At 69.2% G+C, this 18237-nt stretch carries 11 protein-coding genes and 1 pseudogene; 1 reads left to right on the forward strand and 11 read right to left on the reverse strand.

The window, feature by feature from the left end; all coding sequences use genetic code 11:
• Nucleotides 1-389: 389 nt before the first annotated feature.
• Together GCE65_RS11525 and GCE65_RS11530 are read right to left on the reverse strand one after the other, a co-directional pair.
• Nucleotides 390-554 (reverse strand): hypothetical protein, encoded by a 165-nt coding sequence (locus tag GCE65_RS11525; protein ID WP_153878497.1) that lies wholly within the window; start codon nt 552-554, stop codon nt 390-392.
• Nucleotides 551-1081 (reverse strand): helix-turn-helix domain-containing protein, encoded by a 531-nt coding sequence (locus tag GCE65_RS11530; RefSeq protein ID WP_153878498.1) that lies wholly within the window; start codon nt 1079-1081, stop codon nt 551-553. The genes GCE65_RS11525 and GCE65_RS11530 overlap by 4 nt, the downstream gene beginning before the upstream one ends.
• Here GCE65_RS11530 and GCE65_RS11535 point away from each other — a divergent pair.
• Nucleotides 978-2480, forward strand: coding sequence for an ATP-binding protein (locus GCE65_RS11535; protein ID WP_228759920.1), 1503 nt, complete (start codon nt 978-980; stop codon nt 2478-2480). The two genes, GCE65_RS11530 and GCE65_RS11535, sit on opposite strands and share 104 nt — an antisense overlap.
• A 142-nt stretch (nt 2481-2622) precedes the next feature.
• Here GCE65_RS11535 and GCE65_RS11540 read toward each other — a convergent pair whose 3' ends face one another.
• The 9 genes and pseudogenes from GCE65_RS11540 to GCE65_RS11580 form a co-directional block, all read right to left on the reverse strand.
• The gene (locus GCE65_RS11540) at nt 2623-4998 is read right to left on the reverse strand and encodes a sugar phosphate isomerase/epimerase (RefSeq protein ID WP_194928688.1); all 2376 of its coding nucleotides are present in this window, start codon (nt 4996-4998) and stop codon (nt 2623-2625) included.
• 405 nt (nt 4999-5403) lie between these two features.
• On the reverse strand, nt 5404-6789 hold the full coding sequence (locus GCE65_RS11545; RefSeq protein ID WP_152909910.1) for a GH25 family lysozyme: 1386 nt from the start codon (nt 6787-6789) through the stop codon (nt 5404-5406).
• Nucleotides 6790-6871: 82 nt separating this feature from the next.
• Nucleotides 6872-10321, reverse strand: a complete 3450-nt coding sequence (locus tag GCE65_RS11550) for a glycosyltransferase (RefSeq protein ID WP_152909911.1) — start codon at nt 10319-10321, stop codon at nt 6872-6874.
• Between the two features lie 41 nt (nt 10322-10362).
• Entirely contained in the window at nt 10363-12066 is a 1704-nt protein-coding gene (locus GCE65_RS11555; protein ID WP_152909912.1) for a CDP-glycerol glycerophosphotransferase family protein, read from the reverse strand.
• Between the two features lie 137 nt (nt 12067-12203).
• Nucleotides 12204-12797 (reverse strand): annotated as a pseudogene (locus tag GCE65_RS11560) (ABC transporter ATP-binding protein); the annotation flags it as partial.
• Nucleotides 12798-12937: 140 nt separating this feature from the next.
• Nucleotides 12938-13774: an ABC transporter permease gene (locus GCE65_RS11565; protein WP_153878501.1), complete on the reverse strand. Its 837-nt coding sequence runs from the start codon at nt 13772-13774 to the stop codon at nt 12938-12940.
• A gap of 132 nt (nt 13775-13906) precedes the next feature.
• Nucleotides 13907-15148 carry a CDP-glycerol glycerophosphotransferase family protein gene (locus GCE65_RS11570; protein WP_152909914.1) on the reverse strand — a complete coding sequence of 414 codons (1242 nt, stop codon included), beginning with the start codon at nt 15146-15148 and terminating at the stop codon, nt 13907-13909.
• The gene (locus tag GCE65_RS11575; RefSeq protein ID WP_153878502.1) at nt 15148-16473 is read right to left on the reverse strand and encodes a glycosyltransferase; all 1326 of its coding nucleotides are present in this window, start codon (nt 16471-16473) and stop codon (nt 15148-15150) included. Before GCE65_RS11575 ends, GCE65_RS11570 begins: the two co-directional genes overlap by 1 nt.
• Complete coding sequence (locus tag GCE65_RS11580; RefSeq protein ID WP_153878503.1) at nt 16463-17890, reverse strand: stealth family protein; 1428 nt, start codon at nt 17888-17890, stop codon at nt 16463-16465. The genes GCE65_RS11575 and GCE65_RS11580 overlap by 11 nt, the downstream gene beginning before the upstream one ends.
• Between the last annotated feature and the right edge of the window lie 347 nt (nt 17891-18237).

Genomic DNA, 18237 nt, shown 5'->3' on the forward strand with positions numbered 1-18237 from the left:
GCGAGCCGCAGCGAAGTCGAATTCCTGTGGCCAGGTCACGACGATCTCGGCGATCCGGATCCAGTTCGACGTACACGCGAGCGCGAGCCTCAAGCCCGCCCGCGGGGTCCAGGCTCTCAAGCATCTCGCACGGATCGGCGGCGACGCCAACACCATTCGTAGCCGCTGGCCGAAAGTCGAGCTCGCCCAAAATCATCCCGTACCCTGGAGGTGAGGCGCGAAGCTACTTCGCTTGGAATGAGCGGATGTAACTGCTGATCGTCGGCAGACCGAAGACCCGCGTTTCCAGACCGCCCATAGTCGGTGCCCTCATGCGCCAGGCAGTCGCGCATCCGCTCGATCGGCAACCATGGCACTTCGGGATGCCGCTCGGTCGTGTCGACACTCACTCAAGCGACGTGCTCCCCGATCTTGATGATCAGCGACGCCGCGGCAGTGCCCGGCACGCTGTCGGGATCGCCCAGGTACCATTCATCCCCACGCTCGACGCGATCCGCCCCGACCCCGCATGGCCGCACGATCGCCCGCAGCGCCACGGCATCCCGCTCGTTCATACCGCGACAGCCGTTGCCACGATCTCATGGTCGGCAGGTAGGCCGCCGTCGGTCACCACGTCGACCTCGACGCCGAGCAGCTCACTCGCGTCAGCAGCGGACGCCGTGATCGCGAGCAGCCCGGTGCCGGGCGCGCGGGTGACCAGGTCACTGCCCGGACGATCGGCGCCACGAGCCGCGGAGCCGAATACGCGGAGGTTGCGTAGGCCCCGGCGACCGGCGAGGCTCACCAGGTCGGCGCGGTGCGCGACGAGCGCATCGTGCGGCAGCGGACGTGTGGCCGCTTGCAGCCGCTCCAGCATCTCCGCCGAGGCGGTGCGCCGCCCTTCCTCGTAGGCCGCAATATTCGGCTGAGTAACTCCGGACCGTCGCGCAAGTTCGGCCCGGCTCAGGCCCGCAGCCTGACGAAGCTCTCGAGCTGGATTGCCCGCCACCCGAGTATGTCGCGCGACATACGCCCGACACCAGGATGCGCCGACGCCCCACGCCACTCGCACGTACTCTAACAATGTTAGAGTAGTGCGCATGGTGGATCCGCAGGTAGAACGCCTCCTCACCCACTCACCGGATGCCGCGGTCGAACAGCTCGCCACGCTCCCGGAGGGCCAGTGGTACGAACGGAAGTCCGGGCGGATCAACGCTCGGGACCTGGCATCGACCCTCGTCGCGTTCGCGAACGCCGAGGGCGGTCACGTCGTCATCGGCATTCACGACGGACAGATCGACGGTGTCACGCCCCAACAGCTCAATTCACTGCGACAAGCCCCGATCGACTTCACGTCGCCCACCGTTCGAACCGACGCGTTCGAGGTCTCCCTGGCCGACTCGCAGACGCTGCTCGTTCTGAGAGTCCACCCCGGCGAGCGCGTGCACGAGACGACCAAGGGCGACTGCTTTCTGCGGATCGGCGACGAAACGCGCCGACTCCCCTTCCACCTGCGCCGCGAACTCGAGTTCGATCGGGGATCCGCCCCCTTCGACGGAACCGCGGCTACAGCCGACATCGAGGATCTCGACACCGCTCAGGTCGAGGCCTACGCCGCGCTGATCGGGGCGACGTCGGCCGAATCCATGCTCACCGCCCGTGACCTTCGCACCCGCGACGGACGGCTGACCGCCGCCGGCGTCCTACTCTTCGCGGAGCGTCCACAAGTACTCTTCCCGAGCGCCCAGGTTCGCATCCTCAGGTATGCATCCGATGACCGCGGCGTCGGCGCGCGGATGACTCTCATGGCGGGAGGAGACGTGCGGTGTGAGGGCTCGGTCCCGCACCAGATCGCGGAGGCCTCGGACGTGATCGACCAGTGGATTCCGAGCGTCCAGGCCCTCGCCGTGAGCGGCCGCTTCGAATCACGCCCGATCATCCCGCGGAACGTCTGGCTCGAGGGTCTCGTCAATGCAGTCCTTCATCGCTCCTACTCCATGATGGGCGACCATATACGCGTGGAGATCTTTCCGAATCGGCTCGAGATCAGCAGTCCGGGCCGATTTCCCGGGATCGCCGATCCCACGGACCCGTTGACGATCAGCCGCTACGCACGCAACCCCCGCATCATCCGTGTCTGTTCCGATCTCGGAATCGCTCGTGAACTGGGGGAAGGTATCAAGCGGATCTTCGCCGAGATGCGTTCCGTCGGCCTCACTGATCCGATCTACACCCAATCGGGCTCCACTGTTCGCTTGACGCTCTCGGCGGCCGATGCCCTTCCGGCCGACCTGATCGACTCCCTCCCAGCCGGCGCCAGGCTCCTCCTCGACGTCCTTCGTCTCGAGGGACGCCCGCTCGGGACCGGACAGGTCGCCGACCTCGCCGGCATGGCACGACCCACTGCCATACGCCACCTGCAACGGCTCCGAGCCGAGGGAATCGTTCGCTGGGACGGTCAGTCGGCGCGGGACCCGCGCGCGACCTGGCGGCTCCGGTGATCCGACCTCCCTGGGCAGGCTACTCTCACGCGAATGTGAGAGTAGATCGTTAGAGTAGCCGCCGGCGGGACGACGATGGGCGGGACCCTCGGAAGGATCCCGCCCATCGCGGTTCGTGCGGGCCGGGCCCGCTCGGGCCGAACTAGCCGGCGTTCACGCCGAGCTGGCGGCGACGCGTCACCAGGATGGCGGCACCGACGAGGAGCAGCAGCGCCGAGGCTGCGGCGACTCCGCCGACGTCGCTACCGGTCTCGGGCAGGCTGCCCGAACCGCCGTCGCCGGCGGCCGCATCGTCGGACGCACCGGAGTCACCGGACGCGCCGGACTCGCCGGACGTGTCCTGGTCGCCACCGTCGGTGTCGGGCGCGGTGAACGTGTGGGTCCACTCGGCGGTCGCACCGTCGGCGAGCACGAAGCCCTCGAGGGCACGGGCCGTGACGGTCACGCTGCCCTCACCGGCGTGGACGCCGGCCTCGACGACCGTGCCGTCCACGAGGTACTCCACGCCCTCGGACGCGGGGATGGTGAAGGTCGCGTCGTCGTCGGAGAAGGTGACCTCCGCGGGCGTCACGGCGGTCGGGGCGTAGGCGTCGAGGCCGGTGAGGTACTCGTACCCCTCGGTCACGAAGCTCTCGCCGTCGGCCGCGACGTCGTACTCCATGATGTAGTACTCGACCGCGGTGTCCTGCGCGGCGGCGAGGATCGCCTGCAGGTTGTTGTCGCCGTCACCGAGGTTGGTGAACGACGGCCGGTCCGCGATGCCGAGGCCGTCGCCGTCCTTGATGTGCAGCATCGAGACCCGGTCGCCGTACTCGCGCAGCAGCGCCGGAACGTCCATGCGGCCGTGGGTGGCCCAGGCGACGTCGACCTCGAAGGTCACGTACTCGGGGTTGGTCTCGCGCACGAGGATCTCCCAGGCGGAGAGCAGCTCGCCCTCGTGCACGTACTTCGTGAGCATCTCGCCGGCGTGGTTGTGGCCGAAGAACTTGCCCACCCCCGCGTCGACGGAGCGCTTGCCGAGCCGGTCCATCGTGGCGGCGGTCGCGAGCGTGTTCTCGTAGGTGTCGACGCCGGGAGCGGCGAAGCCGCCCGAGCCCACGTACTCCTGGCCGACGGTCTTGACGTACTCGAGGGTCTCGTCGAAGGTGTCCTCGTCCGTCTTGTAGTGGGAGGAGGGCACGTTCAGGCCGAGCTCATCGGTCATGGCCCGGAAGTCCGCGGGGTCCTCGTACTCGTCGTAGTTCCCGCCCCAGGGCTCGATGTTCTTGATGCCGATGTCGGAGAGGGTGCCGAGCACCGATTCGAGGCCGTCCTCGCCCACCCAGGGGATGAGGGAGAACAGCTGCACGCCGACCTTGTCGGCCGGGACCGTCACGCGGTCGGCCGAGTCGAGGGTGAAGGTGTGCGACCACTCGGCGGCGCTCCCCTCGGTGAGGGTGTACCCGTCGAGGGTGCGGGCCGTGATCGTCACGTCGCCCTTGCCGGCGTAGTAGCCGGGCTCGAGCACCTGACCGTCGAGCACGTACTCGACTCCCTGGACCGAGGGCACCAGGTAGGTGGCGTCCGCGTCGGAGAACGTGACGTCCTCCGTGGTGGCGGGGATGTACGGCGGGGTGATGCCCGTGAGGTACTCGAAACCGTTGGTCACGAAGCTGTTGCCGTCGGCGGCCCGGTCGTACTCCATGATGTAGTACTCGATGTTGCCGTCCGCAGCGGCCGCGAGGATCTCCTGGAGCTTGTTCTCACCGTCGCCGAGGTTGGTGAAGGTGGGCCGATCGGCGGTACCCAGCCCGTCGCCGTCCTTGATGTGGAGCAGTTCGACGCGGTCGCTGTACTGGCGCAGCAGGGCGGGCACGTCGACGTTCGCGTGCGCGGCCCAGGCGACGTCGACCTCGAAGGTGACGTACTCGGGGTCGGTCTCCGCGACGAGGATCTCCCACGCCATGAGCTCTTCACCGTTGTGCTCGTACGTCTTGAGTAGCTCGGAGGTGTGGTTGTGGCCGAAGAACTTGCCCGTTCCCGCCTCGACGGACCTCTTGCCGAGCCGGTTCATCGCCTTGGCGGTCGCGAGGGTCTCCTCGTAGCTCCCGATGCCCGGGTCGGGGAAGCCGCCCGAGCCCACGTACTCCTGACCGATGGTCTTGACGTACTCGAGCGTGGTGTCGAAGGTGTCCTCGTCCACGTTGTAGTGGGACGACGACACGTTGAGGTCGTACTTGTCGGCGAGCGCCTTGAACTCCTCGGCCGTGAGGTCCGAGAAGTTGCCGCCGTACGGTTCGATGTTCTGGATGCCGACCTCCTGGAGGCGCTGGAACACGGCTTCGAGGCCGACGTCCTCCACCCAGGGGATGAGCGAGTACAGCTGGACGCCGACCTGGTCGGCCGGCACGGTCACGTTCGCCGCGTCCGCCGTGTCGGCGAGGGCTCCGCTCACACCGAGCGGGAGCACGAGCGCGCCGGCGAACAGCGCACCCACCCCCCGGGCCGACCAACGGGCCCGTCGCTTGCTAGCTACCACATTTCCTCCTTGAAACTCTGCACGTGGCCCGCGTTCACCGGCAACGGGTGTTGCCGCGAGGCGGGCCCTCATCGAGTGCTCCACCCCGACCGCCCCCGACCTCACTGCTCGGGGCGCCCGAGTGGCGCTCACCACAGACTATCGGAACTTTCGTATAGGTCAAGATAAAAGTAGTCCACAGGATGTGGATTAGCGTGGCAGGTCGTTGACACATCAGTGCGACGCGCGGGGCCGCGCGCGTGCGGCCTCGCGGCACGGGGCGTGGCAGCGCGGCAGCGCCGGGCCCGCGCATCCCGGGTGCGCGGGCCCGGCCGGGTCATCGACCGGCACTACGTGCGGACGACGAACCTCACCACCCCGGACGCCTCCCGCCCGCGGTCACCCCATTGCGTATGTTCCCGCGGCTCAGCGCCGATCAAGCCGGTAGAGGAAGGCGGCCGTGGCCTCGCGGGAGATCTTGCCCCGGGGCCGGAACGTGCCGTCGTCGTAGCCCGTGGTGATCCCCTGATCGGCGAGCCACGCGATCTCCTTGCCGAAGACATAGCCGGTGGGAACGTCGCTGAAGTCGGACGGGCCGGGCCGATAGCCGCTCACGTCCTCGAACCGGTAGAGGAACGCCGCCATCGCCTCGCGCGAGATCTGGTTACGCGGCCGGAACGTGCCGTCGTCGTAGCCGGTGGTGATCCCCTGGGCGAGCAGCCAGGTGATCTCCTTGTAGAAGGGTGCGGTCGTGGGCAGGTCGCTGAAGGGTGACCTGGCGGGGGCCCTGAAGGCCGGAGCACCGGCGTACCGGTACAGGAATGCCGCCATGGCCTCGCGGGAGATCTTGTTGCGCGGCCGGAACGTGCCGTCGTCGTACCCGGTCGTGATGTCCTGACCCAGAAGCCACGAGATCTCCACGCCGAAGACGTAGTCGGCGGGAACATCGCGGAACGTCGCGAACGTCGCGAGCTGGTCGAGTGTGCCGTTGAACTGATCCTGATCGAGGGGGACGTCGGTGTACTGCCAGAACGTGTGGTTCGCCCAACCGCCCGGCAGGGTGCCGACCGAACTCGACCAGCGCGCCACCCACAGCGGGTTCGTCTCGCTGAAGGCCGTGCTGTTGCCCGTGCACTGGCCCCACCAATCGAGGTTCGTGTAGATCACGGCCTCCCGGCCCGTCCGGCGCTTGTACTCGGTCACGAAGTCCCGGACCCACCGCACCATCTGCGATGGGCTCAGGTCGTAACACTTGTCGGCGCCCGCGACCGGGTTGTACTCGATATCGAGCACGCCGGGCAGGGTCCTGCCGTCCGGTGACCAGTTGCCGCCGTTGGCGACGAAGTAGGCGGCCTGCTCCTTGGCGCCGGCGTCGATGTCCGGTCGTCCGAAGTGATAGCTGCCCCGGAACATTCCGATGTCGTAGGAGCCGTTGTACTGCTGGCCGAAGTAGGGGTTCCGGTACGCGACGCCCTCGGTCGCCTTGACGTACGCGAAGCGCTTGCCCTGGTTCCACTGGCCGCGCCAGTCCACGTTCCGCTGCCAGCTGGAGACGTCGATGCCCGGCACCCCCGGTGGGGCGGGCACCGCAGCGGGCGCCGCCCGGCCGGCCAATGCCCGAGGCTGCGCGGTCTGTTCGGCCCGCAGCGACCAGCCCATGTACGCCTCGCCGTCGTCGAGGTCGGGGCGGTCGTGCTCCTCGGAGTGCACGCCGGGGGTCTCATCCACGGGGGCCGTCTCGGCCACGGCCCCGGTCGCAGTCAGGAGACCGGCCAGTACGGTCGCCCCGAGCGTGTACACAGAACGCCTCATACGTCACATCTTTCGTCCAATGCGGGCTCAGCCGCGCTTGTGTTCGAGCTATTCGACTCCGGCACGTCAGGTTCGTGTCGGGTCACTCTCCGGCCGCCGGCCGCATGACCTGCAAGCGTGCCCCGGGCGTCGTCGTCATGACAAGGGTAGGCGTGATCACCTCCCGGAGTTGCATCGCACTGACGTGGACGTTCCTGCGGGTGCCGGCCTCGTCCAGAGCCGCCAGATGCGCGACCCGTCCCGGCTCCAGCCACGCCGTCTCCACCCTGACCCGGTATTCCCTCGGCCCGATCCGGCGCACGAGGTGGCGGCGTGCTGGTACTCCGGCGGCCTTGACCGTGACGAAGACGATGTCGAATTCGGTTCGTCGAGCGTGCAGCAGCAGGTCGAGACTCGCGTCCTCGTTCACCGCGACGTGTGCCGAGACCTCCCGGGCGGGTGCACGCAGCTGCACTCCGGCGGTGCGTGTCCACGCCAGTTCGAGGGCCCTCGAGGTTCCCGGGATCATGGAACCGTTGAGAGCCGCGCCACTGCCCTGCTCGCTGCGGCGGCTGAGCGTCCCGGACCGCGTGAGTGCGCCCCAGGTCAGGTCGACCTCGACCCGCGCCGACCGCGCCGGCGCGCCGGGATGGTCGCGGTGCAGTGCGCCGACGTCGATCGGGATGCGCATCACGTACCACGCCGCGACCCCGAAGGGGCGCGGGAGTTCCTCGGTCCGCTCGAGCCGTCCCGTGTGGTCCAGCGGCATTCTGGTGCCGTCGGCGAAGGCGAGGACGACGCTCGCACCGGCGCGATCCGGGGGTATCGCCTGGCTGATCCCGACGCGTGCGTGGACGACCAGCACGCATGGATCCTCCCAGGCGTGCCCGTCGAATAGTGCGACGAGTCGCTGCTCGTTCGTGGAGACGACGCACAGGTCGGCCGGTAGGTCGGCTCGCCCCTCGTCGGGCACGGGCAGGGCCGCGACCGTCTCCCCTCCGCGGCCTTCGAGGCGCGCGCTGCTCGTGCTCGCACCGCCCGCCTCGAGATACCGTGCAACGCTCTCGCGGCTCGTCGTCAGTGCGAGGTGGCACAGCGCTCGATGGGCCGCAGACGCGTTCTCGAGTGCCTGCACGTCCTCGGTCGAGACGGTCTCGTGCATCATGTCCACGACTGCGGCGTACTCCGGTCCGTCACCGGCCGCGGTGTTCTCGAGGTACCGGGGGAAGTGGTGGTCGACCTGGGTCCACCACCACGCCCGCCGAATGCGTGTGCTGACGCCGAGGGTATCGAGGGCTTCGGAGGTGAGGCGGATCGCCTGCTCGCGCGAGCGGACGTCCGCGAGGGAGTACATGGTCCCGGTGAGGGCCGAATCGTCGGGCCGGATGCGGTAGTGGTACGTCGTCTGCGCCACGACGTCGATCGAGGCCGCCCGGCACAGGATCTCCGTGATCACGGGTTGGTCCTCGAAGAGCACACCCTCGCGGAACCGGAATCCGTGCGCGTGCCAGAACTCCGCACGGTATGCCTTGTTCCACGTGTAGAAGTCCCGCAAGAGCTGCGGTGTCTCCTCGATCGTGGTGTGCCGATCCCGGCCGTGGAGATCTCGCACCCACTGCCGCGTCCGCAGCGAGCCGTCGGGCAGGACGCGCGCGGTCCCACCCGTGGCGAGGTCGGCACCGCTCGCCTCGAGCGCGGCGACGAGCGCCTCGAAGGCCCGGCGCGGCACCACATCGTCGGAGTCGACGAACGTGAGGTACCTCCCGCGCGCCATCCGCACACCGCTGTTCCGGACCGCCCCCAGGCCCTGGTTCTCCTGCCGAACGAGGCGGATCCGGTCATCGCGGGCGGCGAAGCGCTCCGCGATCGTGGCCGAGGCGTCGGTGCTGCCGTCGTCGATGAGGAGGATCTCCAGGTCCGTCAGGGACTGGTCGACGATGCTCCTCAGGCATTCGTCGAGGTAGTCCTCGACGTTGTAGATCGGGACGAGCACGGAGAGGAGCGGCTGCGGCTCGCCCGCGCGCGTGGCCACCACGCCGCGGGGGCGCCGCCGACGGCCGACCGTGCGGGCGGCGTCGCCGAGCCGGTCGGCCAGCCTCACCAGCCGCCGGTTCTCCGCCCGTCGGGCCCGTGCGGCCTGGGAGTCGAGTCGCCGGCGTGCGTGCTCCAGGCGGTCGGTCCGGTCACGGAGCCGCCGGCGCTCGTCCGCCAGCTGAGCGGTGAGGTCGGCGACTCGGTGTCGTTCCTCGTCCAGGGTGTCGAAGAGTGCCAGCGCTCGTGCGGCGGGTGCTGCCCACGGCCCGGTCCGCGGGAAGGGAGCGGCGGGCGAGGGTGCGGGGAACGCGGCGTCGTCAGCGAGCGCCGCCGCGCCATCCCACCATCGCTGTTGCTGTTCGCGCCTTGCCGCCATGGTGGGTTCGAGCCACTGGCGCACCTCGACCCGGCGCTCGGACAGTTCCCGAGCCGCCGCGGGAACCGACTCCCAGGATGCGGGCCCGAGCACGAATGCCCCCAGTCCGAGCGGGCAGAGAGCACCCTGCATGCGGACCGTGGAGAAGCGAGCCAGAGAGATCCCGACGGCGGGCACGCCCTGGGCCGTGGCGAACACGAGCGGGTGATATCGGGTCGAGACCGAGAGGAGCGCGCCGGCGGTCACGGCGGCCGCGGCCCGCGCCGTCATCGTCGGCAGTGCACGGATGCGCCCGCTAGTCGATCGTTCGACGATCGATGCATCGGACAGTTCGTCGACCTTCCGCACGGGTCCGGCGAGTGATCCGATGTGCGGGACGAGGAGGACGGGGGCGTCGACCTGCTCGGACAGGTCGTCGAGGGTCGTGGCCACGAGGTCGAGGTAGTCGTGTCGATCGAGTCCGCTGCGCCCGGGGTCGGCGGTGAAGCTCGCCGCCACGTATCGAACGTCGGAGGCCACGAGGTCACCGGCCACGACGTCGTCGGCCTCACGCGACGAGAGCAGGATCGCGTCGTCGCTGATGCGGTGTACGCGGGCGGCCTCGCCCCCGAGTTCGAGGGCGAGGCGGTAGCTGTCGTCGTCGCGGACCGCGAATGCCCGGGCGTACTCGATGATCTCGCCGACGAGGCGGCGTTCGCGGTCGTCGAGGGCGGGCCCGATGGTCTGGGCCGCGACCACGAGCGGCTTGCCGTGCCGCCGGGCGAGGCGGGTCAGCGCCGCCCGTTCGTCGATGTGGTGTCCGAAGCGCGAGTTCAGGTTGCCGCCGCCGCTGATGAGCACGGCGTCCGCCGCCGCGACCGCCGCGTCGAGTCGCCCCAGCGGCGTCGAGGCGTCGAGTTCGCCGGCGGCCGCCTGACCGAGCATCTCGTCGCGCCGGGCCACGGTCCAGCCGGGGTCGACGCCGACCCGCTCGACGGCCGGACGTCCGTAGAGCTCGGTGGCGGCCGATGCGTGGGTGGCCACGAGGGTGATGGCGGCGGCACCGCGCGTCGTCAGCGCCTCGACGGCGACCTCCGCCATCGCCTCGTCACCGACGTGATAGAGGTCCCGGCGTCCGATGTCCCCGAGAACCAGCCACCTCATGAATCCCGCCTCATCGTCGCACCGACACCAAGCCCTCGACCCTACCGATCCGACTCGGCCGCGACCGGTGACGGCCGTCTCAGCCCGGCGGCCTCGGCGGCGGCCGCCAGGAATGCGTCCTCATAGCCGGCCTCCGGGAAGTCGCCCAGGTAGTAGGTCCGCTGTGCCCGCCGCATGTCGGCCAGGGGGTCCGTCGTTGCGACCTCGGTCAGTGTCGCCCTCATCGCCTCCGGGGAGCCGTCCACGACGTAGGCCGCCCGGGCGAGCGGGAACTCGCGAACGAACTCCTCGGTGTCGGAGGTGTCCGTCACGATGAGGAACGGCTTCTCGGAGTAGAGGAAGTCCGCGAGCACACCGGAGACGTCGGCGATCATCACGTCCGCCGCGTTGAAGCATTCGATCAGCGACATCTCGGTCTCGGCCACCTCGCCGAAGAGGTGATCGCGCCCGGTGCGCCGCGTGTCGTCCCGGAGCAGCTCGTGCACCTGCTCGATGATGGCGCGGAATCCCGGGTCCCGGTGGCAGTAGGGATGCGGCCGGAAGATCAGGCGGCTCCCCTGCTCGATCACGACTCGTGCGATCGCCGCTGCGGAGCCCATCGAACTGTAGGCGGCATCGTCGTGGTAGCCCTGCCAGGTCGGCGCATACAGCACGCCTGCGCCGGAGAGGTCGCCGCCCGTCCACGTCGCCCGCTCGATCCCCACGACCTGCGGCCGGCCCACGATCCGGAACTTCTCCGCCGGAATGTCGATTCCGTGCGCGGAGTAGCGATCGCGGCCGGCGCGCCCGGCCACGAAGATCCGGTCGAACATGGCCGTCACGGGGTTGTAGCTCGGGGCCTTGTCGCTGTCGCCGTGCAGGAGTTGCACATGGGTGAGCTCGTGGAACCGCACGAAGTGGGAGTTCCGGGCGGCGTTGTTCACGTAGAAGGCCGCCCGCAGGCTCTCCGGCCTGGCCCGCTCGGCATCCTGCATGGTCTTGCACAGCACGATCGGTGTGCCGCCCGCGACCGAGACCGCGTCGGCGTAGCTCGCGGCATTGCGGACCATGACATAGAACGGGACACCGAGCCGTTCCAGGTGCGGCAGCCACATCGCCAGCTGGTACTGCGAGCGGGCCGGGGCGTCCCAATAGAGCACGAAGCGCGGCGCGAGCCGATCGAGCGCCTCGGGCAGCGCCTCGTAGGAGGTGCGCGAGGCGCGGCGGCGACGGAGGGCCTCCGCGGCGACGAGCACGCCCGCGGCGACCTGGATCACGGCGACCGCGAGCCAGGCCCAGCCGGCCACGCCGCCGACGCCCAGCAGCAGCAGCGCGGGCAACGCGAGGGTCGCGACCGCCACATAGGCGAGATCGACCCCGTGCCGGTTCGGTCGCAGGCGCAGGCCGGGCAGGTTCTCGGCGCGGATGCCGGTGTAGGTCGAGACCTTGCGCAGCGTCGTCTCCACGCGGATCGCGAGCACGAGCACCGCGATCGCGAGCCAGGCGAGCCACTCCACGGCCGGCTCGCGGTGCAGCACGAGCCCCGCGACGCCGAACGCGAGGATGATCCGGGCGGTCAGCTGCCGCCCCACGGCCCGGCCCGCGCTCAGGCCACCGCGCGGGATCACTCTCGCGAGCATCCCGCAGTAGGCGACGGCCCAAACGGTCAGGCCCACCGCGAACACGTCACAGAGCAACAGGATCGTTCCCGCCGTGGCGACGAGGGCGATCGCCGTATCCGCGATGTCCCACTTGAATATGCGCACAGATCCCTCCTCGCCGCCGTGTCTCGCCGCCGCCGGTGAACCGACCGGCCCTCGATGTCCGGGTCAGAAACTATCAGGTTCCCCTGGTGCCGCCCCGGGGCCCGGTCACCCGGGTGGAGCTCTCCGTGCGGGGGTGCTCAGCCCTGCGCCGTGTACTGCTCCAGCACCTCGTCGATCGGGCCGTCGGCCCGCAGCTGGCCCTCGCGCAGGTACAGGCCGCGCTCGCAGAAGCGCTTGAGGTCGCCGTCGGAGTGGGACACGAGGAAGAGGGTGCGCCCCCCGGCGAGCAGTTCCTCGATCCTGTTGTGGCATTTCTTCCGGAAGGCCTTGTCGCCCACGGCGAGCACCTCGTCGACCAGCAGGATCGGGTCCTCCAGCCGGGAGATCACCGCGAAGGCGAGGCGCACCTTCATCCCGGAGGAGTAGTGCCGGAACGGCGTGTCGAGGAAGTCCGCCATCTCGGAGAACTCCACGATCTCGTCGAACCGGTCGTCCACGAGATCCTTCGGCATGCCGTGGAGGCCGGCGGCGAGGTAGATGTTCTCCCGCCCGGTCAGGTCGGGGGCGAAGCCGCCGGTGATCTCGATGAGCGGGGCCACGCCCTGGCGCACCCGCACCTCGCCCTCGTCCGGGAGCATGACGCCGGCCACGATCTTGAGCAGGGTGGACTTGCCCTGGCCGTTGCGGCCGATCACCCCGATCGCCTCGCCCGGGCGCACGTCGAAGCTCACGTCGCGCAGGGCCCAGAACGAGTCCGAGGTCACGCCCGCGTTGCGTTTGAAGATCAGTTCGCGCAGCCCCACGTTGCGCCGGCCGCGGGAGAACTCCACGCCGACGTTCTCGATCGAGATCACCGGGTCACTGGTCACCATCAGATCTCCTTGAGCACGGCGCGTTCCATGCGCCCGAACGTGATCCAGCCGACCACGAGGGTGAGCACGCTGATCGCCCCGGCGATCGCGATGACGTCGAGGTGGGTCTGTTCGGGGAAGAACCCGGCCCGGTAGGCCTCCATGATGCCGGTGACCGGGTTGAGCTTGTAGATCACCTTGAGGAATTCGGGCATGCCGGTGCCGAGTACGTCGTTGATGCTGTAGATGATCGGCGAGGCGTAGAACAGCGCCCGGGTGGCGATCCGGATGAGCGGTTCGAGGTCGCGGAAGAGCATCATGATCGGCGAGAGCAGGAAGCCGAGCCCGAGCAGCAGCACGAGCTGGATGAGCAGGCCGAGCAGCACGAACGGAACGTGCGCGTTGACCTGCGGCGGGTAGAAGATCAGGAAGATGACGAACACGGGTATCGAGAAGAGGAACTCGATCCCCTTCCCCCCGACCGATCGCAGCACCCAGATCTGCCTGGGCAGGGCGGTCGAGGCCACGAGCCGCCGTTGCGAGCGCAGCGCCTTGGCCCCCTCGGTCAGGCCGGAGGTGAACCACATCCACGGCAGCAGCGCGGCCATGAGGAAGATGATGTAGGGGTCGCCGCCGACCTTGCGCTCGAAGATCACGGTGAACACGAACCAGTAGATGACGCCCATCATGAGCGGTTCGAGCACCGACCACACGTACCCGAGCATCGACTCGGCGTAGCGCACCTTGAGGTCGCGGCGGATGAGTACCCACAGGATCCCGCGGGTGCGGTAGAGCTCGCGGATCACCTCGAGCGTGGTGCGCTTCTCCCCCGCCACATAGCCTGTCTTGCGACTCACGGGTTGGCGACCTCTCGCCGGCGGAATTCGCTCACGTCGTCACTCTCGGGCAGGGGGCAGGGGGCGTGCTCGCATCATCGTAGCGAGCCCGGCAGCGGATGGACGACGCCCCGGTCGCCTCCGCGGGAACGGTCACGAACCCTCCTCATTCGCCTCGATTCGACCCCATTCCCGGTCGCGCAGGTCGGCCAGGTCGCGGCAGGCGGTCAGGAAGCGCTCGAGGGAGGCACCCGGCCGGATGTCGCCGAGGTAGTACTCGGCCAGGGCGATGCGCTCGTCGCGCCCCGGGTCCTCGGTGATCTCTCGCACGGCGAGTTCGCCGGCGCGAGGCGCGTCGGCGGCGCTCAGGCGCGGGGCGACCTCGAGCAGCCGGGTGGCGGCCTCCCGGGTGAGGTCCCCGGCCGGGCGCGTGATGACGATCGGCTTTCCGGTGACGAGCCAGTCGTTGGCCACCGCGGAGATGTCACAGATGAGCAGGTCCGCGGCCGCGAAGTCGTCCATGAGGGCGCGGCCCTCGGACACGGTGTGATCCGCACCCGCGAGCAGCTCGCGCAGCCGCGCATCGGCCTCCCCGTAGCTCGGCACGCGCACGCCCGTGAGCGGGTGAGGGCGATAGATGACGCGAGCTCCGGCGTCCATGAGCGAGGAGACGAGCGCGACGGCGTGCGTGGGCAGGGATCCGTAGGCGACGCTCGCCTGGCCCCCTTCCCAGGTGGGGGCGTACAGCACGACGGGCCGGGCGCCGTCCACGCGGGTGAGCACGGGCGGGACGGGATCGGTGTCGAGGCTCGGTCGGCCCACGGGGATGCAGCGGGCCGCGGCGTCGAAGAGGGCCGTGTAGCGCGCGTAGCGGTCGATGCCGGCCTGCCCGGCGACGAAGGAGAAGTCGTAGGCCTTGACCTGGTTGGACACCGACACGCTCTTGTCGGAGTCGCCGTGGAGCAGGGAGACGTGGATGACCGAGCGCAGCCGCAGGGCGAGGAAGTTGAGAGGGTTGTAGTTGACGTAGAGACAGATCTTCAGGGTGCTCCGGGCCACGAGCTCGTCGAGGGTGGATTCCTGGGCGATCGTGAGGACCGGGACGTCGAGCTCGGCGCGGATGAGGCGGGCGAGGCGGGAATCCATGCACACGATCGTGAGGCCCTGAGCCTGGTGGAGCTCGCGGAGCGGGCCGTACCAGCCGCGCAGCTGGTACAGGCTGTCGGCGGTGTCGGGGAAGAAGAGGAGGACCTCGCCCTCGAGCCCGGTTCCGGCGAGGCGCTCGTCGTCGCCGAGCCCGTCGGGCATGCCGCCCGGGAGCAGCCCGAAGCGGCGAAGGAGCTTGCCGCCGGAGGAGCGCAGTCGTCGCTTGAGGGTGTCTTTACGCGGGGGCATCAATCGTCCTTTGCGGGGCGTTCGGCCTCCTCGGCCGCGGCGATCATTCGTTCCCAGGCCGCGCGGGTGGTGACCTTGGGCAACGCTCGATGGTAGCTGCGGCACAGCTGCCGCCATCGCCGGGCGAGGGCCCAGTGCTGGCGCAGGGTGGTGGCCAGGAGCCGCCGGGCGGTCGGGCCGTCGGCGATGAGGGTGCCGGCGCGGGAGCCGTCCGGGCCGGTCACGATCACCGCGTCGGCGCCGAGGGTCGTGCGCCACGTCACCTCGTCCGCAGGCAGCTCGCAGACGATGCGCGGCGGGCGCGCCGGCCCGACCAGGTTCGCCAGCGCGCGCACGGCCGCCCGCGCTGCGGGCAGCGGCCCGGCGTGCGTGACCGCCAGGTCGGTGGCCACCTCGAGGTGGTCCTCGTTCCACCCCTCGACGACGCGTTGGCCGTCGGCACGCGCGTGGGTGAGGTCGCGCCCGAGCCAGGTCCCGGGGCCCGCGAGGAACTGGTCGATCCCGGCCGCCCAGAGGGTGGCGGTGAGGTGGTGGCCGGCGAGAATGTGCTTGCCCTGGTGGAGCAGGGAAGAGCGGATGACGCCCCGGCCCGCACCACAGGCGGCGGCGGTGGCCAGCCGGTTGCGGTGCAGGATGCGGGCGGTCCAGCTCATCTGGGTGGCGAACGCGTTCCAGGTCGGGTGCCACACGTTCGCTCCGGGCGGCACCACGGTGTCGTAGCCGGCCCGGGTGGCCCGCAGGCCGTACTCGGCGTCGTCCCATTTGAGGAAGTACGGGGCCGGCAGGCCGAGCTCGGCCACCGTTCCCGGCGGCAGGAGCGTGCCCCACCAGCCGGTGTAGTTCGGCGACGCGTCCCCGGCCGGCCCCCACATGAAGTCCGCGCCGCGGACCGCCTCCGGACCGGAGATCTGCAGTTCGGGGTCGTCGGCCGCGTACATCGCCGTGCCCACGATGGTGGGCCGGTCGGCTTGCCCTTGGTGGGCGAGCATGAGCGCCAACGACTCCTCGGAGATCTGGGCGTCGTCGTCCGAGAGGTAGACGGCGTGCTCCGGTGAGGTGAGCGACTCGAGCATTCCGCGGGCGTAGCCGCCCGAGCCGCCGAGGTTGGGCTGATCGATGAGCTCGATCTTGGCTTCCCGCCTCCGGAGTTCGATGAACGGTTCGTAGGTCGCCAAGGTGGAGCCCTGGTCGACCACGAGCACGCGCGCCACCATCGTCATTCCGGCGAACCGCTCAGCCTGATCTGCGGCGTCGCGTTCGCGACGGAACGTGGGCACCACGACCGTGACCGAGACCGACCGAGGAACCGTGGGGTCACTCGTCATCGATCAACTCGAATGTGCTGACGTCGGGGAAGCGCCGTTCGAGGAATCGTCGCACCAACTGGTCGATGGCTGCCGGATCCTGCTCCTGCGTGGCCTCGTTCAGGCAGAACGTCTGGAGCACGTGCCGATCCTTGTACAGCCGGGCGAGGCGGGTTTCGGCGTCCTCGGCCCCCACGTTCACGTAGCGATACCGGATGCCGCGTGTGACGGCCCTGCCGACGGCGTAGGCGTAGTTCATGTGCAGGGCACCCGCAAGCGTCACGTCGCTGATCCGGCGGAACCGAGCACTCCGGGTGCCGGCCACGTCCGCGGGCCAGCGCGCCTCGATCTCCTCGGTGACGGAGCGCTGGAGCGCGAAGGGCGTGTGGAAGAGCTTTCGGCTGAGCCGCCGCCCGCTCACCTCCATCACCATCCGCCGCGCGTTCTTGCCGGCGGAGTCGGACGCGGGCTCGCCCGGGACCGGTTCACCCGAGGAGACCTGCGCCTTCGACAGGTACATGTGAGCGATCCCGTTCGCACTGAAGAACAGGTCCGGGCCCACCGGCGACGAGAGGAACACGTCGTCGTTGAAATAGAGGAAGTGTTCGCTCAAACCCTCGATACGGTGCAGGTTGGCCTCGATGGCGTGCGAGTTGAAGGTCGGCAGTGACGCCCCCGGGGGAGCGATATCGGTGTGGTCCACCACGGTGATGCGAGGGTGGTCGGCCTTGAGCCAGGCCGGACGCTGACGATCGGTCACGATGTAGATGTGGCGCACCCACGGCGCATACTGTTCGATCGATCGCAACGAATAGCGTAGCTCGTCGTGGTCGACGAATCGCAGGTCGGCCGCAGCGTCCTCTGTCATCGATTCGCCCGAGAGCTGCTCGACCGCGGCGCGCTTGCGCACCACCCATGCGGGGTCACTACCATCGACCCACGTGTAGACCACATCGATCGGGAATGAGATGTCAAAGATGTTGGGCGCGGCCAATTCCGGAAGGGTCGCGAAGTCTCCGTAGCGGGAGTTGAACGTCGCCGGCGTCCCGAGATCGACATCTTCGGCGTATGGGTTCCAGACTGGCGCGATCGCGCGCCCGCCTCCATCTTCGCTCCAGCACTCGACTGTGACGGCCGCCGCCAACCCCAAAGCCGCTACGACGCGACCGCCGACCACGGTGACCACCGGGTCGATGACGTGAATCCGATTGCTCGCTGCGAACGAAGGCACCTGATCACGCACGATGATCGGTCCGACTTCCGTTCCGGGTCGCGAGTAGCGATGTTCCTCCCCGAACAGCCATGCCGGCGCAAACTCTGCGAGTGCGCTCAACATCACGTTCCAGGAGCTTCCTCGAACGCCCAAACGTCCCACCGTGCCGACTGGATCCGGAATCAGGAACGTGTCGACCCCATGTGCTGCGAGGAGATCGGTCACCCGTCGCGCCAGGTCGGCCTGATGCGACGCGGGCTCCGACCTGTCTGCACGACGAGCAGGAATCCTACGCCCTCCGAGCAACGTGACGCGCAGCTTCGTGTCGGCGGGCAAGGCCCGATCAGACTCACGCAACGAACGCTCATACCGGTCACGAGCCAACCGGTCTGCGACCACGTGACAGACTCGACCAAGCCTGCGTCGCAACACTCCCACCTGCACACCCCCAGCTACGACGGACACGGACGTTCAAGACCCGTCCAGCCTAGCGGCCCGTCTCTGCAGAAGCGTGGGCCGCCGACACCGCGGCTCCTGAGGTCACCCTCAAGCACTTCGTGGTTTACGGGTCA

The sequence above is a fragment of the Pseudactinotalea sp. HY158 genome, from assembly GCF_009660225.1.
Taxonomy (GTDB): Bacteria; Actinomycetota; Actinomycetes; order Actinomycetales; family Beutenbergiaceae; genus HY158.